16 protein-coding genes are annotated in these 13,798 nt (G+C 62.2%); 7 read left to right on the top strand and 9 right to left on the bottom strand.

Features of this window, described 5'->3' with window-relative positions:
- Window positions 1-72: 72 nt before the first annotated feature.
- From IB244_RS04630 to sdhC, 4 genes are read right to left on the bottom strand one after another with little or no spacing between them, the layout of a single operon-like run.
- The gene (locus tag IB244_RS04630) at window positions 73-852 is read right to left on the bottom strand and encodes a succinate dehydrogenase iron-sulfur subunit (RefSeq protein ID WP_018855754.1); all 780 of its coding nucleotides are present in this window, start codon (window positions 850-852) and stop codon (window positions 73-75) included.
- A 12-nt stretch (window positions 853-864) separates the two neighbouring features.
- Entirely contained in the window at window positions 865-2,706 is a 1,842-nt protein-coding gene (gene sdhA / locus IB244_RS04625; protein ID WP_192303246.1) for a succinate dehydrogenase flavoprotein subunit, read from the bottom strand.
- A 7-nt stretch (window positions 2,707-2,713) separates the two neighbouring features.
- Complete coding sequence (gene sdhD / locus IB244_RS04620) at window positions 2,714-3,094, bottom strand: succinate dehydrogenase, hydrophobic membrane anchor protein (RefSeq protein WP_018855756.1); 381 nt, start codon at window positions 3,092-3,094, stop codon at window positions 2,714-2,716.
- A gap of 11 nt (window positions 3,095-3,105) precedes the next feature.
- Window positions 3,106-3,501 (bottom strand): succinate dehydrogenase, cytochrome b556 subunit, encoded by a 396-nt coding sequence (gene sdhC / locus IB244_RS04615; RefSeq protein WP_025658184.1) that lies wholly within the window; start codon window positions 3,499-3,501, stop codon window positions 3,106-3,108.
- Window positions 3,502-3,813: 312 nt separating this feature from the next.
- Between sdhC and IB244_RS04610 the strand changes: the two genes are divergently transcribed.
- Window positions 3,814-4,338, top strand: a complete 525-nt coding sequence (locus tag IB244_RS04610; RefSeq protein WP_018855758.1) for a hypothetical protein — start codon at window positions 3,814-3,816, stop codon at window positions 4,336-4,338.
- On the opposite strand, the gene IB244_RS04605 is transcribed toward IB244_RS04610, so the two are convergent.
- From IB244_RS04605 to tsaD, 5 genes are read right to left on the bottom strand one after another with little or no spacing between them, the layout of a single operon-like run.
- A complete protein-coding gene (locus IB244_RS04605; RefSeq protein WP_113471993.1) occupies window positions 4,328-4,975 on the bottom strand; it encodes a class I SAM-dependent methyltransferase in 648 nt (215 codons plus the stop codon). The two genes, IB244_RS04610 and IB244_RS04605, sit on opposite strands and share 11 nt — an antisense overlap.
- 7 nt (window positions 4,976-4,982) lie before the next feature.
- Complete coding sequence (locus IB244_RS04600; protein WP_025658181.1) at window positions 4,983-5,414, bottom strand: EVE domain-containing protein; 432 nt, start codon at window positions 5,412-5,414, stop codon at window positions 4,983-4,985.
- Between the two features lie 2 nt (window positions 5,415-5,416).
- Window positions 5,417-5,710 (bottom strand): YciI-like protein, encoded by a 294-nt coding sequence (locus IB244_RS04595; RefSeq protein WP_018855761.1) that lies wholly within the window; start codon window positions 5,708-5,710, stop codon window positions 5,417-5,419.
- 10 nt (window positions 5,711-5,720) lie between these two features.
- Complete coding sequence (locus IB244_RS04590; RefSeq protein ID WP_113471985.1) at window positions 5,721-6,704, bottom strand: NAD(P)H-dependent glycerol-3-phosphate dehydrogenase; 984 nt, start codon at window positions 6,702-6,704, stop codon at window positions 5,721-5,723.
- Window positions 6,701-7,798, bottom strand: a complete 1,098-nt coding sequence (gene tsaD, locus IB244_RS04585; RefSeq protein WP_018855763.1) for a tRNA (adenosine(37)-N6)-threonylcarbamoyltransferase complex transferase subunit TsaD — start codon at window positions 7,796-7,798, stop codon at window positions 6,701-6,703. Before tsaD ends, IB244_RS04590 begins: the two co-directional genes overlap by 4 nt.
- Window positions 7,799-7,871: 73 nt before the next feature.
- Between tsaD and hemC the strand changes: the two genes are divergently transcribed.
- From hemC to IB244_RS04555, 6 genes are all read left to right on the top strand, one after another.
- Window positions 7,872-8,801, top strand: a complete 930-nt coding sequence (hemC, locus tag IB244_RS04580) for a hydroxymethylbilane synthase (RefSeq protein ID WP_018855764.1) — start codon at window positions 7,872-7,874, stop codon at window positions 8,799-8,801.
- Window positions 8,802-8,808: 7 nt separating this feature from the next.
- The gene (locus IB244_RS04575; RefSeq protein WP_113471987.1) at window positions 8,809-9,513 is read left to right on the top strand and encodes a uroporphyrinogen-III synthase; all 705 of its coding nucleotides are present in this window, start codon (window positions 8,809-8,811) and stop codon (window positions 9,511-9,513) included.
- An 89-nt stretch (window positions 9,514-9,602) separates the two neighbouring features.
- A complete protein-coding gene (locus IB244_RS04570) occupies window positions 9,603-10,829 on the top strand; it encodes a COG4223 family protein (protein ID WP_169681398.1) in 1,227 nt (408 codons plus the stop codon).
- 3 nt (window positions 10,830-10,832) lie between these two features.
- Window positions 10,833-12,425: a heme biosynthesis protein HemY gene (locus IB244_RS04565; RefSeq protein ID WP_169681400.1), complete on the top strand. Its 1,593-nt coding sequence runs from the start codon at window positions 10,833-10,835 to the stop codon at window positions 12,423-12,425.
- A 15-nt stretch (window positions 12,426-12,440) separates the two neighbouring features.
- The gene (locus IB244_RS04560) at window positions 12,441-12,926 is read left to right on the top strand and encodes a TerB family tellurite resistance protein (RefSeq protein WP_018855768.1); all 486 of its coding nucleotides are present in this window, start codon (window positions 12,441-12,443) and stop codon (window positions 12,924-12,926) included.
- Window positions 12,916-13,677, top strand: a complete 762-nt coding sequence (locus IB244_RS04555; RefSeq protein WP_018855769.1) for a glutamine amidotransferase — start codon at window positions 12,916-12,918, stop codon at window positions 13,675-13,677. The genes IB244_RS04560 and IB244_RS04555 overlap by 11 nt, the downstream gene beginning before the upstream one ends.
- Window positions 13,678-13,798 lie beyond the last annotated feature (121 nt).

Raw genomic sequence — 13,798 nt, 5'->3', positions numbered from 1 at the left:
ATCCCGGACAGATTAAGGCTTCGCGAGCGGATAAAGAAAAGGGCCGCATCCGCGGCCCTTTTGCTGGATTGATCAAACACGACGCTCGACCATCATCTTCTTGATTTCGGCGATTGCCTTGGCGGGGTTCAGGCCCTTCGGGCAGGTCTGCGCGCAGTTCATGATCGTGTGGCAGCGATAGAGACGGAACGGATCCTCGAGATTGTCGAGACGCTCGCCGGTCGCTTCGTCGCGGCTGTCGATCAGCCAGCGGTAAGCCTGCAGGAGAACGGCCGGACCGAGGTAGCGGTCGCCGTTCCACCAGTAGCTCGGACAGGAAGTCGAGCAGCAAGCGCAGAGAATGCACTCGTAGAGGCCGTCGAGCTTCTGGCGGTCCTCATGGCTCTGCTTCCATTCCTTGGCCGGCGTCGGCGAAACCGTCTTCAGCCATGGCTCGATCGAGCGGTGCTGGGCATAGAAGTTGGTGAGATCCGGGACCAGGTCCTTGACGACAGGCAGATGCGGCAGCGGATAGATCTTCACCGCGCCCTTGATGTCGTCGAGACCCTTGGTGCAGGCGAGCGTATTCGTGCCGTCGATGTTCATCGCGCAGGAGCCGCAGATGCCCTCACGACAGGAACGGCGCAGCGTCAGCGTCGGGTCGATTTTGTTCTTGATGTAGAGCAGACCGTCGAGCACCATCGGACCGCAATCGTCGACATCGATATAGAAGGTGTCGATCGACGGGTTCTGTCCGTCATCCGGGCTCCAGCGGTAGACGCGGAATTCGCGAGTGTTCTTCGCGCCCGCTGGCTTCGGCCATACCTTGCCTTCGCGGATCTGGGAGTTCTTGGGAAGAGCGAGTTCAACCATGTCCGGTTCCTTTTAGTACACGCGAGCCTTGGGCGCGATCTTCTTGGGATCGATGCCTTCTGCGATGAGCTCGGTGTGAACCGGGCGGTAGTCGAGCTTGACGTCGCCTGACTCGTTGACCCAGGCAAGTGTGTGCTTGCGCCAGTTGACGTCGTCACGGCCGGCAAAAGCGCCTTCCGTGTAGTCTTCGCGTGCGTGCGAACCACGGCTCTCCTTGCGAGCCTCGGCGCCGTAGATCGTCGTGATGGCGTTGGCCATCAGGTTCTGCAGCTCGAGGGTTTCCACGAGGTCGGAGTTCCAGATCATCGAACGGTCGGTGACCTTGATGTCGCGCATTTCCTGCCAGATGGCCGAGATGCGCTTGCGGCCCGACTCCAGCGATTCCTGCGTACGGAACACGGCGGCGTCTTCCTGCATGGCGCGCTGCATCTTCTCGCGCAGCACCGCCGTCGGCGTGCCGCCGCTGGCATTGCGCAGGCTGTCGAAGCGATCCATGATCTTGTCGCAGGCGGCGACGTTGAGATGCGGGATCGGCGCGCTGCGGTCGATGACCTCGCCGGCGCGGATCGCAGCGGCGCGGCCGAAGACCACGAGGTCGATCAGCGAGTTGGAGCCGAGACGATTGGCGCCGTGCACCGAGGCGCAACCGGCTTCGCCCACGGCCATCAGGCCGGGGATGATGCGCTCCGGATTGGAGCTGTCGGCATTCAGCACTTCGCCCCAGTAGTTCGTCGGAATACCGCCCATGTTGTAGTGGACAGTCGGCAGGACCGGGATCGGCTCGCGCGTCACGTCGACGCCGGCGAAGATCTTGGCGCTCTCGGAAATGCCCGGCAGGCGCTCGTGCAGAACGGCCGGATCGAGATGGTCGAGATGCAGGAAGATGTGGTCCTTGTTCTTGCCGACGCCGCGACCTTCGCGGATCTCAAGCGTCATGCAGCGCGAAACGACGTCGCGCGAGGCAAGGTCCTTCGCCGAAGGGGCATAGCGTTCCATAAAGCGCTCGCCCTCGGAGTTGACGAGGTAGCCGCCTTCGCCGCGCGCGCCCTCGGTGATGAGACAGCCCGAACCGTAAATGCCGGTCGGGTGGAACTGTACGAATTCCATGTCCTGCAGCGGCAGACCGGCGCGGGCCACCATACCGCCGCCGTCGCCGGTGCAGGTATGGGCAGAGGTTGCCGAGAAGTAGGCGCGGCCATAACCGCCGGTCGCCAGCACCACCATCTTGGCGGCGAAGCGATGAATGGTGCCGTCATCGAGGCACCAGGCGACGACGCCGGTGCAGCGGCTGCCGTCATCCGACATGATCAGGTCGAGCGCGAAATACTCGATGAAGAACTCGGCGTTGTTGCGCAGCGACTGACCATAGAGCGTGTGCAGGATCGCGTGGCCGGTACGGTCGGCAACGGCGCAGGTGCGCTGCACCGGCGGGCCTTCGCCGAAGTTCTGCATGTGGCCGCCGAACGGCCGCTGGTAGATCTTGCCTTCCTCGTTGCGTGAGAAGGGAACGCCGTAATGCTCAAGCTCATAGACCGCCTTCGGCGCTTCCATGGTGAGATACTGCATGGCGTCGACATCGCCGAGCCAGTCGGAGCCCTTGACGGTGTCGTAGAGGTGCCACTGCCAGCTGTCGGGCGTCATATTCTGCAGCGAGGCGGCGATGCCGCCCTGGGCAGCGACCGTGTGCGAGCGGGTCGGGAATACCTTGGTGATGCAGGCGGTGCGGAAACCCTGTTCGGCCATGCCAAGCGTGGCGCGAAGACCGGCGCCGCCGGCGCCGACGACGATCACATCGTATGAGTGATCGACGTATTTGTAGGCCTTCCCATTCTGAGCGGGTGAAGTCGGTGCCATGATACGGTTATCCTACGAATGCAATTTTCAGAATGGCGAAGAGACAGAGCCCCGCCATCAGGATCGAAAAGAACGTGTTCAGCATCAGCAGGGCGATCTTGGCGAATTCGCCATGAACGTAGTCCTCGATGATGACCTGCATGCCGAGCCGCATATGAATGACGCCGGAAACGACCATCAGACCCATTACGACCGCAACAAGCGGGTTGGACAGGGCGTGAACCACATCGGCATAAGGCTCGCCGGCGTGAATGATCATGAAGATGATGAAGAAGAGAAAAAGCGGCACGTTGGCAACCGCCGTGACGCGCTGGCGCCAGAAATGATCAGTTCCTTCCTTGGCCGAGCCAAGGCCGCGAACCTTACCCAGGGGGGTGCGCATATCCATGAGAACAACCTTCAGAAGCGAATAAGGAAGCCGATCACCCAGACCAGCACGGTCAGACAGAGCGATATGACGATCGAAGCTTGAGCCATCTTGGTCGAGACTTCCTTGTCGAAGCCGTAACCGAGATCCCAGACGAAGTGACGGAAACCGCCAACCATGTGGTGCAGAAGCGCCCAGGTGTAGCCAAGCAGCACGAGCTTGCCGACGACGCTTCCGAGGATCCAGTTGACCCAGTCATAGTAGGCTTGGCCAGTCGCGGCGGCGATCAGCCACCAGGCGACCAGCAGCGTACCGACGTAAAGCGCGCCACCGGTAATACGGTGAACGATCGACATGACCATGGTGGGGATTGGTTTGTAAATTTGCAAATGCGGCGACAGGGGCCGGTTATTTGTCACATTCGCCATCAGAACCTCGCGGCGTCTTCTCTGCGCTCCTCCATCAGGGAGCATTCAAGGCGATCACACGAATGACAAATTTCTTTGTGTGCGTCGCATCAATGGCGACGTTTAATCACGTAAGCCCCTAACGACAAGTATAATTGCACCCCCAATTTAATTTAATCGATTTGCGTCTCTGGGTGGCGCGAACTGCGCTTGACGGCCTGGCCCGCGCTTGGCGCGAACGGCATGGCCAGACGTCTTCTGGACAATCGGCGGCTTTTGGCGCATTTTGCAGTTAACGCTTTGTTAAGCATTTCATTTTCGGAGATCCGCGCGATGCTGAAGTCTATGTCCGCGCTCGTTTCACTTGTCGCCGCTGTTTTGATCGCACTGCCGATGTCGGCGGACGATTTTGGGAGGGGTTCATTCTCTCGCCACGGTGGTAAGGGATTCTTCAGGCATCACGCACCCACGATCGTCGGTCGGCCTTTTTTTGGATGGAACGACGGACGCATCCGATTCTCGGATGGTTCCAAACGGTTCGGCCATCGCTTCGGTCGGACGCCCCTAATCAAGCCTGCGTCATTCCCGTATCGCGGCAATAGTGGTTATCGCGGTTATGGCGGACGCAACGTCATCGTCCTCGTTCAGTCGCCGACAGGCACAGGCGTAAGCGGCACCTATTCGGGATCGTCCTACGTGTATGACGCCGACGGCGGGACTTACGTCACAGCGAGCGGCTATAGCGTCGGTGCCCAGCAAAGAACCATTACCCTTGCGCCAATGGCCAAGGTGATCAACGTGACCACAAAGAGCAGCAGCTGCTCCTACGAGGCCGGCGTCTGCGTTATCAGGCCGTGAAGCGCCAAACGGTCGTTTTCTTCACCTCGCTGTCTTCAAGCGCCCGGGTAACCGGAACCTCGTAGACTGCGCAGAATTCCAGGTTCTCCTTGGGAAGATAGCTGCGTCCCGGATCCCCGACGAAGATGGCGATGCCTTGGCGACTGAGCATATTGAACCATGGAACGATCGCGGCCGCAAAGCCGGCGTCGTAGAAGACGTCGCCGGCGAGCAGAATGTCAGCCTCGACGTTGCGGCCGATCAGATCGGCACCGATAAAATCGATATCCGCCTTGTTCAGTTCGGCGTTCAGCCACACAGCGGTTTCGGTCCAGGGGTCGATGTCGGCGGCAACGACCTTCGCCGCTCCCGCGAGCTTTGCCGCAATCGCAACAAGGCCGGAACCCGTGGCAAAGTCGAGGACGCATTTGCCGGCAACGATATCAGGATGATCGAGTACGTAGCGTGCCAGCCCTTGGCCGCCCGCCCAGGCGAATGCCCAGAAAGGCGGCGGCAGGCCGATTTCCGCAAGCTCCTCTTCCGTCTTAAGCCATAGCTCGTGGGCTTCGTCCGCCAGATGCAGCCGAATTTCGGGCACATGCGGCGGCGCCATTGGACTGGTATTCGCGCGGATGAAGACCTCGGGTTCGGTTTTCAACGGCGGCTCACCGCGGCGGATTGTCGAGGCCACCCAGCCGGCAAATCTCGAGATACTCTTCGTCTGTTACCGGCTGGACCGAAAGCCGCATGGAAGTGACGAGCGACATCTTGGCAAACTTCTCGTTGGCCTTGATGTCCTTCAGCGAAACCGGCTTGGGGATATCGCAGACGGCGCGAATGTCGACGCAGTCCCAGCGGTCATCGCCGGCTGCTGTCGAGTCCGGGTGAGACAGAGCGCAGACCTCGACGATACCGACGATCTCGAGACCTTCGTTGGAGTGGTAGAAGAACCCCTTATCGCCAAGCTGCATCGCCCGCATGTTGTTGCGGGCGAGATAGTTGCGGACACCGGTCCATTCGGTGCCCTTCTCGCCGGCCGCCTTCTGCTGCTCCCACGACCAGGAAGCGGGTTCTGATTTGTAGAGCCAATGCGCCACGCTCAAGCCTCCGGATTGTTGAAGACCCAATTGAAGGGCTTGATGTCGACGCTCTCAAAAAGGCCGGCCTTGGCGTAGGGGTCGCTGTCCGACAGCGCCTTCGCCGCTTCGATCGTATCGGCATGAATGATGACCAGGCTGCCGCAGGGCTTGCCATCAGCGTCGAGAAACGGGCCAGCCATCTTCAACACGCCCTCGGCATTGAGCTTGTTGAGATGTTCCACATGGGCGGGCCGCGCCTCCATGCGGACGTTGAGGTGATCGGGCTTATCCTTGCAGAGGAGGGCAAAAAGCATATCGGAACTCCTATTCAGTCGTAATCGGACGCGTCATGAGCTGATCGATGGCCTCGGCAATTCCGAGCTTGCCTTCGATGATAGCGGATACGGCATCGGTAATCGGCATGCTGACATTGAGCGACTGCGCAAGGCGCGACGCAACAGCCGCCGCAAAGGCGCCCTCTACGAGTTCGCCATGAGTGGGATCGACGGTCTCGCCGCGACCAAGGGCAATGCCGAAGCGCAGGTTACGAGATTGATGGCTGGTTGCCGTCAGCACCAGGTCGCCAAGGCCGGACAACCCGCGCACCGTGTCCGCCTGCCCGCCTTTGGCGACGACAAAACGCGACATCTCGGCAAGCCCGCGCGCAATCAGCGCCGCCCGCGCAGAGTCTCCGATACCGGCGCCTTCGACAATGCCGCAGGCGATCGCCAGAACGTTCTTCAGCGCTCCGCCGAGCTGGACGCCGATCCGGTCTGACGAGGCATAAAGCCGGAATGTTCGGCCAGAGATCGCATGCGCCAGCCTTTCGGCAACATCGATATCCGCAGCGGCGATCGCCATGGCAGTCGGCAAGCCCTTGGCGATATCGGCGGCAAATCCCGGCCCCGATAGCACGGCGATAGGGTGGCCCGGTATTTCGCGCTCCAGCATGTCGGTCAGCAGATTGCCGGTTGTCCGCTCAATGCCCTTTGCACAGGTCACGACGATCGCATTGTTCTGGAGATAGGGGCGGTATTGTCTTGCCGCATCCGCCTGCGCCTGTGAGGGCATCGCGAAGAGGACGATGTCGGCGTCGCTGATCGCGGCCGGCTCGGCAGAGAAGGCGAGCGACTCCGGCAAGGCGATGCCTGGCAAGACAGCGTCATGCAAATGCTCAGCCTGCAAGCCCGCGATCAGCTCAGGATCTCGGCCGACGAGCGTCACCGCATTGCGCTCGGTCAGCGCGATCACCGCGGCAAGCGCGGTTCCAAAAGCACCAGCTCCGATAACGGCGATCTTCTCGCTCATGCTTTCGCTCCCCGTTTGCCAAAGCCAAGCAGCGTTTCGGCGTTGGAATCCAGCGGCCAGCGCGAACGCGGCTGCACGTCGAGATCATCCGGCTCGACGCCTGTCGCCATGCGCTCCAGACCCGCCCAGGCGATCATCACGGCGTTATCGGTGCACAATCTCAGCGGCGGCGCGACAAAGCGAAAGCCATGCTTGTCGCAAAGCGACTGCAGGGTGCTGCGAACCTCCAGATTGGCAGCGACCCCGCCAGCAACCACAAGGGCCGGTCCGCCGTCGACCTGCGGAAACTCGGCCTTGAAGCGCTCCAGACCCCGGCCAATACGATCCTTCAGCGTTCGCGAGATCGCCTTCTGGAATGAGGCACAGATGTCCGCGACATCCTGCTCCGTCAATGGCGCGATTTCGGTTGCGGCCTGGCGTACGGCCGTCTTCAGGCCGGAAAACGAGAAATTCAGTTTCGCCTCGCCAACCAGAGGGCGCGGAAAGTTGAAGCGGTCCGGGTCACCGCTCTTGGCCGCGCGCTCGACCGCCGGTCCGCCTGGATACGGCAGGCTCAGCAACTTCGCCGTCTTGTCGAAAGCTTCGCCGAGGGCGTCGTCGATCGTCGTGCCCCAGCGCTCGTATTGCCCGACACCCCGGACAAGAATAAGCTGCGTATGGCCGCCGGAAACGAGCAGCATCAGATAGGGAAATGCGAGCCCATCCGTCAGCCGCGCCGTCAATGCGTGCCCTTCGAGATGGTTGACGGCATAGAGCGGTTTTCCGGACGCCTTGGCGATTGCCTTTCCGGTCATGAGGCCGACAAGCAGACCGCCGATCAGGCCAGGCCCCGAGGTTGCCGCGATGGCATCGATATCGGAGAGCGACACATTGGCGCGTTTCAAGGCTTCGTCGATCAGCGTATCGAGTGCCTCGACATGGGCGCGGGCCGCAATCTCCGGCACAACGCCGCCATAGGCGCTGTGCTCCTCGAGCTGGCTCAAGACGACGTCCGAACGCACCGTCGGCTGCCCGTCGACGGCTCGCTCGACCACAGCCGCGGCGGTTTCGTCGCAGCTTGTTTCGATGCCGAGAATACGCAGAAAGGGCGCCATGAAACCTGATCGTTGATTGCGATGGATCTTAAACCTGTTTACGAGGAACTCCGGTAACAACGGATCAATGCGGATGCAAACAAAACCTTTCCGGATCGGTACTCGAGGCAGCCCGCTGGCGCTTGCCCAGGCTCACGAGGCACGTGACAGGCTGATGGCGGCGCATGGACTGCCCGAAGCAATGTTCGAAATCGTCGTACTGAGCACCAAGGGCGATCGCATCACCGACCGTTCGCTGGCCCAGATCGGCGGCAAGGGACTTTTCACCGAAGAGCTGGAGCAGCAACTTGCGAGCGGCGACCTCGACATTGCCGTGCATTCCGCCAAGGACATGCCGACACAGCTTCCGGAGGGGCTCTGTCTTTCGGCCTTTCTGCCGCGCGAGGATGTCCGGGACGCGGTGATCGGACGCACTGCGCCAAAACTGATGGACCTGCCCCACGGCGCGACGGTCGGCTCCTCTTCGCTTCGCCGTCAGGCGCTTATCCGCCGCATGCGTCCAGACATCAACGTCATCACCTTTCGTGGCCTCGTCGATACGCGGCTTAGAAAGCTGCAAGAAGGCCAGGTCGACGCCACGCTGCTTGCGCTTGCCGGCTTGAAGCGGCTCGGCAAGGTCGAGGTGATAACCGATATCCTCCCTGCTGAAACCTTTCCGCCTGCACCGGCACAGGGCGCCATCTGCATTGAAAGCCGCATCGGCGACACCCGCATCGATAGCCTGCTTGCGCCCATCAACGATGCCGCGACCTTCGACGCGGTTTCCTGTGAAAGGGCCTTCCTTGCCGCCTTGGACGGCTCCTGCCGCACGCCGATCGGCGGTTACGCCGTCTGCGAAGGCGACCAGGTCCGCTTCTCCGGCTTGATCATCACACCTGATGGCCGCAACCAGCATGCCATCAGCGTCGATGGCCACAGGCGCGATGCGGCCGCTTTGGGCACCCGCGCAGGGCAGGAGATCCGCGCCCGCGCCGGCAGCAGTTTCTTCGACGACTGGAGCTGATGTCCTAATGCGCGTGCTCGTGACCCGTCCTCAGCATTCGGGCGAGCGCACCGCCAAGCGTCTTCGCGAGCTAGGACACGAACCGATACTGCTGCCCCTGTCGCATCCGGTTCACGACGCCAACGCGGCGTTGCGCGGCTTGAGCACGACCAAGGGCAGCATCGCGATCACCAGTGCCGAAACGATCCGGGCGCTCACAGCCCATGACGCCGAGCTGGCCGTTCACCTCGCTCGCCCCCTCTTTGCGGTCGGTGATGCGACGGCTGAGGAAGCGCGGGCGATCGGCTTTAGCTCCGTCACGGCATCGGGCGGCAGCGGCGCCGAGCTTGCTGAGACGATTGCGAAAAAAGCAGGGGGCTCCGTTCTCTATCTGGCGGGATCGCCGAGAGCGGAGACCTTCGAGAAGCGTGCAAGCGAAATCGGCCTGCGGATTACCGTCGCGGAGTGCTACCGGATGGAGCCGACACCGATCGCGCCGCAAGCGCTGGACACAATCTTTGAGCAGCGGCCGGATGCGATCCTGTTTTTCTCGCGCCAGACAGCAGAAGACTTCTTCCGTGTCGCTGAGCCGCAGATGCGACCCGATCGGGTAGACGGAATACGTCTTCTCTGCCTCAGCAAATCCGTTGCAGAGATGGTCCCCGCGTCGCTGCGGGGCGCTGTGAGCATCGCGGCGATGCCGGAGGAGCGCAGCCTTTTGTCGCTCCTTTGAACGCGCTGCGTGCCCAAATTTCGTCTAACCTCTTTCCTTGTCTGGCATCACTGACTAGTTTCGTTGCATTGCATAATTAAGAGGGTCTCATGGCACCAGGAAATCCGCCTCGCCACTCGAAGAGCACCGAGAAGCCGGTCACTATCGATCTGGATAAGCAGGAATTTGCTTCTGCCAAGGATGCCGAGACGAAAGCCGAGGAACCGGCCGATGTGCCGAAACCCGGTACCGTGGATGAGCCTCAAGCGCAGCCTGAATTGACCGACGAGCCATCGCCTGACGAAGCGCCAAAGGCTGCAGCCGAACCCGCACCCGAAACGAGCGAGCCGGCACCGCCAGCACCGCCCACCTTCCCGCGCAACAGCACATCGGGCCTGATCGCCGCCGGCATTGTCGGCGGCCTGATCGCACTTGTCGGCGCCGGAGCCATTCAATATGCCGGGTTTCTGCCCGGCTCGTCCGCGCCTGCTTCACCCCCTGCCGATGTCTCCAATCTCTCGGCTGAAATCGACGGGCTCAAGCAATCGGTCGCCAATCTCGCCGCTGCCCCCTCCACGCCAGATAACGGCGCGCTGGAACAGCGTATTGCTGCGCTGGAAGTGACGGCCAAGACCCTGCCGGCTGCTGCCGACACGGCTGCGGTCGATGCTTTCAATCAGAAGATCGCCGACCTGACCGGCCAGATCGACCAGCTACGGGCCGCGGTCTCCCAGACAACGGAACAAAAAGCCGCCGACGGCGCCGATATCACGCAACACCTGGCCGAAATCGAGAAGAAGCTGAACGAGCCGCGGCGCGACGTTGCCGTCGCCAAGGCCATCGCGGCCGCCGCTTTGAAGGCGGCGATCGATCGCGGCGGACCGTTCGTCGCCGAGCTCGACACCTTTGCCGGCGTCTCTCCTGACGATCCGGCCGTTGCAGATCTGCGCAACTTCGCCGAAACCGGCGTTCCCTCGCGCGCCGAACTGATCCGCCAGGTCCCGGATGTTGCAACCGCCATCGTCGGTTCCGTCAATCAGGCCGCTCCCGACCAGACTTGGTCCGACCGGTTGATGGCAAGCGCCAAGTCGCTGGTAACGATCCGCCCCGTCGGCAATATTGAGGGTGAGAGCGTCGAGGCAATTGCCGCGCGCATGGAAGACAAGGTGAAGAACGGCGACCTGCAGGGCGCCGCGTCCGAATGGGCCGATCTGCCTGCTCAGGCAAAACAGGCCTCCGCCGCTTTCAAGCAATCGCTGGAAGCCCGCATCCGCGTCGAGGATCTTGTGGGCAGCGCCCTGTCCAACGCGGTCTCCAGCGCCGGCAAGGAGGGCTGAGGCATGGTCAGGCTCGTCATATTTGCCCTCGTCGTCCTCGCACTAGGCTGCGGATTTTCCTGGCTGGCAGATCGCCCGGGCGATCTTTCGCTGGTCTGGGAAGGGCAGCTTTACCAGACCCGGCTGGTCGTGGCGGCAAGCGCCCTGATCGCGCTCATCGCGGCCGTGATGGCCGCGTGGTGGCTGCTGCGCACACTCTGGACGTCGCCCTACTCCGTCACTCGCTATTTCCGTGCCCGCAAGCGCGACCGCGGTTATCAGGCTCTGTCGACTGGCCTGATCGCGGCTGGTGCCGGCAATGCGCTGATGGCGCGCAAGATGGCCGCCCGTTCGCAAGGATTGCTCCGCGCCGATCAGGAGCCGCTGATCGCCCTCCTTGAGGCGCAGGCGGCGCTGATCGAAGGTCGCCACGACGAAGCGCGCGCCAAGTTCGAGGCGATGACCAATGATCCCGAGACCCGCGAGCTCGGGCTGCGCGGACTGTATCTGGAAGCCAAGCGGCTCGGCGCCAATGAGGCGGCGCGTCAATATGCGGAAAAGGCCGCGGACAACGCGCCCTATCTGCCTTGGGCAGCACAGGCAACGCTTGAGTATCGCAGCCAGGCGGGTCGCTGGGATGATGCGATGCGACTGCTGGAACAACAAAGGGCTGGCCGCGTCATCGAAAAGGCTGAGGCGGATCGGCTTCGCGCGGTTCTGCTTACCGCCCGCGCCACCGAGAAGCTCGAGAACGATCCGGCGGGAGCACGCGACGACGCCACGCATGCCCTGAAGCTCGCCGCCGACTTCGAGCCTGCCGCGATTGTCGCCGCGAAGGCGCTGTTCCGCGAAGACAAGCTGCGCAAGGCGGCATCCATCCTCGAACAGGCATGGAAATCGGCCCCGCACCCGGACATCGGTCGCACCTATGTTCGCGCCCGCAGCGGCGATTCTGCCGCTGATCGCCTGAAGCGCGCCGAGCGACTGGAGGGGATACGGCCGAACAACGTCGAATCCCTGCTTCTCGTGGCGCAGGCTGCCCTCGACACGCAGGATTTCGCCAAGGCCCGCACCAAGGCGGAGGCTGCCGCCCGGATTGAGCCGCGCGAAGCAACCTTCCTGCTGCTCGCGGACATCGAAGAAGCCGAAACGGGTGATCAGGGCCGCGTTCGCCACTGGCTTGCCCAAGCCCTCAAGGCGCCGCGCGACCCGGCATGGGTCGCCGATGGTTACGTTTCCGACAAATGGTTGCCGCTTTCGCCTATTACCGGTCGGCTGGATGCCTTCGTCTGGAAGGCACCGTTCGACCATGTGGATAATGTTGCCGATGAAAGCAAGACGATCTCCATAGACCGCGCCCTGAAAACGCTGCCGCCGGTGCGCGAAGCTCGCTCCGAAGGCCCGGCCAGCGATCACCGCATCATCGAACTCGAGCGGGCTGCCACGATAGCTGAGGCGGCGCGTCCATCGCCGAAACCGCCGGCATCAAGCAAGCAGGCGGCGGAAGCTGCAACTTCACCCGAACCGCGCCCCTTCTTTGGCGGCCTGCCGGACGATCCCGGCGTTCGCAATCCAGCGGCGGAGCCAGAACCCAAGACACGGCTTCGCCTTTTCTAGACAAACAGGATCTAAATGTTCGAACGCTTCCAGGAATTCTTTCAGAATCTGACTTCCGACAACACAAAGAAAGGCTTCGCGCCGGACGACCCGCGCATCGCGGTGGCCGCGCTCTGTATGCAGGTCATGGAGGCGGACGGGCAGGTCAAGGACAGTGAGACGAAGCGGCTTCGCAAGCTGTTGAAGGACCAGTACGGGCTTGACCGCAAGCAACTCGACGCGCTGATGGCCGCGGGCCGTGAGGCGGAAAGCGATGCCGTCGACTACTACCGCTTCACGTCGGATCTCAAGCGCCACCTCAACACGGAACAGCGGCTCGAGCTGATTGGGGTCCTCTGGGACATTGTCTATGCCGATGGCGAGCGCAGCGAAATGGAAGATGATGCAATCTGGCGCATTGCCGAACTCCTCGGTGTTTCCGCGCGCGAGCGGATCCAGAAGCGGCAGGAAGCAGCACGACGGGTCACGGATACCGAGGTAGTGGGGGACGATGCCGACTGACCGCTTACCGGAGCACGAGAAGCGCCCAGTCCTGATTGTTCTGCATCAGGAGCGCTCGAGCGCTGGCCGGGTCGGTCAGCTGCTGGCCGAGAAAGGGTATCGGCTCGATATCCGGCGCCCGGTTCTCGGCGACAAACTGCCCTCCACACTTGCAGAGCATGCGGGCGCCGTTGTCTTCGGCGGCCCGATGAGTGCCAACGATACCGAGGACTTCGTCAAGTCGGAGATCGACTGGCTGGACGTGCCGCTCAGGGAGAAGCGCCCGCTACTCGGGATCTGCCTCGGCGCACAGATGCTGGTGAGGCAGCTCGGCGGCAAGGTTCAGGCGAACGCCGATGGTTCCACGGAGATCGGTTGGTATCCGCTGCGCCCGACGGAGAAAGGCCGGCTGCTGATGCACTGGCCGAGGATGGTTTACCACTTTCATCGCGAAGGGTTTGACCTGCCGCATGGTGCCGAACTGCTGGCTGAGGGCGATACCTATCCCAATCAGGCGTTTCGCTACGGCGGCCATGCCTGGGGGCTGCAGTTCCATGCCGAGCTGACACGCGCGATGATGCACCGCTGGGTGGTTCACGGCGCCCACCGCTTCATTCTTCCCAATGCGCAGCAGGGTCGTGAGCATCTGGAAGGACGTATGCTCTTCGACGCGCCGCTGAAGGCATGGCTGAACGAGTTCCTCGACATCGTCTTCGAGGGCAAGACGTCCAAATCCGTCGCAGCAGCCAAGGCCGCCACACTTCCCGCCTAGACGGGTGCGCCAGGCACCGCGTCGTGCTAAGGTCGGCGCGTACCATCACTCTGGCTATATTCACCAGCAGGAATGCGTTCCGATCCACGACCCGGTCTTGGAATTGCCGCGCGCGCAATGA

The organism is Rhizobium sp. RHZ02 (genome assembly GCF_014851575.1).
GTDB lineage: Bacteria > Pseudomonadota > Alphaproteobacteria > Rhizobiales > Rhizobiaceae > Rhizobium > Rhizobium altiplani.
This window is presented reverse-complemented; position numbering and strand designations above follow the sequence as displayed.

Excerpts from the sequence above, each read along its gene's own strand:
- IB244_RS04630 (WP_018855754.1), bottom strand. The coding sequence starts at position 852 with ATGGTTGAACTCGCTCTTCCCAAGAACTCCCAGATCCGCGAAGGCAAG.
- sdhA (WP_192303246.1), bottom strand. The coding sequence starts at position 2,706 with ATGGCACCGACTTCACCCGCTCAGAATGGGAAGGCCTACAAATACGTC.
- sdhD (WP_018855756.1), bottom strand. The coding sequence starts at position 3,094 with ATGGATATGCGCACCCCCCTGGGTAAGGTTCGCGGCCTTGGCTCGGCC.
- sdhC (WP_025658184.1), bottom strand. The coding sequence starts at position 3,501 with ATGGCGAATGTGACAAATAACCGGCCCCTGTCGCCGCATTTGCAAATT.
- IB244_RS04610 (WP_018855758.1), top strand. The coding sequence starts at position 3,814 with ATGCTGAAGTCTATGTCCGCGCTCGTTTCACTTGTCGCCGCTGTTTTG.
- IB244_RS04595 (WP_018855761.1), bottom strand. The coding sequence starts at position 5,710 with ATGCTTTTTGCCCTCCTCTGCAAGGATAAGCCCGATCACCTCAACGTC.
- IB244_RS04590 (WP_113471985.1), bottom strand. The coding sequence starts at position 6,704 with ATGAGCGAGAAGATCGCCGTTATCGGAGCTGGTGCTTTTGGAACCGCG.
- tsaD (WP_018855763.1), bottom strand. The coding sequence starts at position 7,798 with ATGGCGCCCTTTCTGCGTATTCTCGGCATCGAAACAAGCTGCGACGAA.
- hemC (WP_018855764.1), top strand. The coding sequence starts at position 7,872 with ATGCAAACAAAACCTTTCCGGATCGGTACTCGAGGCAGCCCGCTGGCG.
- IB244_RS04575 (WP_113471987.1), top strand. The coding sequence starts at position 8,809 with ATGCGCGTGCTCGTGACCCGTCCTCAGCATTCGGGCGAGCGCACCGCC.
- IB244_RS04570 (WP_169681398.1), top strand. The coding sequence starts at position 9,603 with ATGGCACCAGGAAATCCGCCTCGCCACTCGAAGAGCACCGAGAAGCCG.
- IB244_RS04565 (WP_169681400.1), top strand. The coding sequence starts at position 10,833 with ATGGTCAGGCTCGTCATATTTGCCCTCGTCGTCCTCGCACTAGGCTGC.
- IB244_RS04560 (WP_018855768.1), top strand. The coding sequence starts at position 12,441 with ATGTTCGAACGCTTCCAGGAATTCTTTCAGAATCTGACTTCCGACAAC.
- IB244_RS04555 (WP_018855769.1), top strand. The coding sequence starts at position 12,916 with ATGCCGACTGACCGCTTACCGGAGCACGAGAAGCGCCCAGTCCTGATT.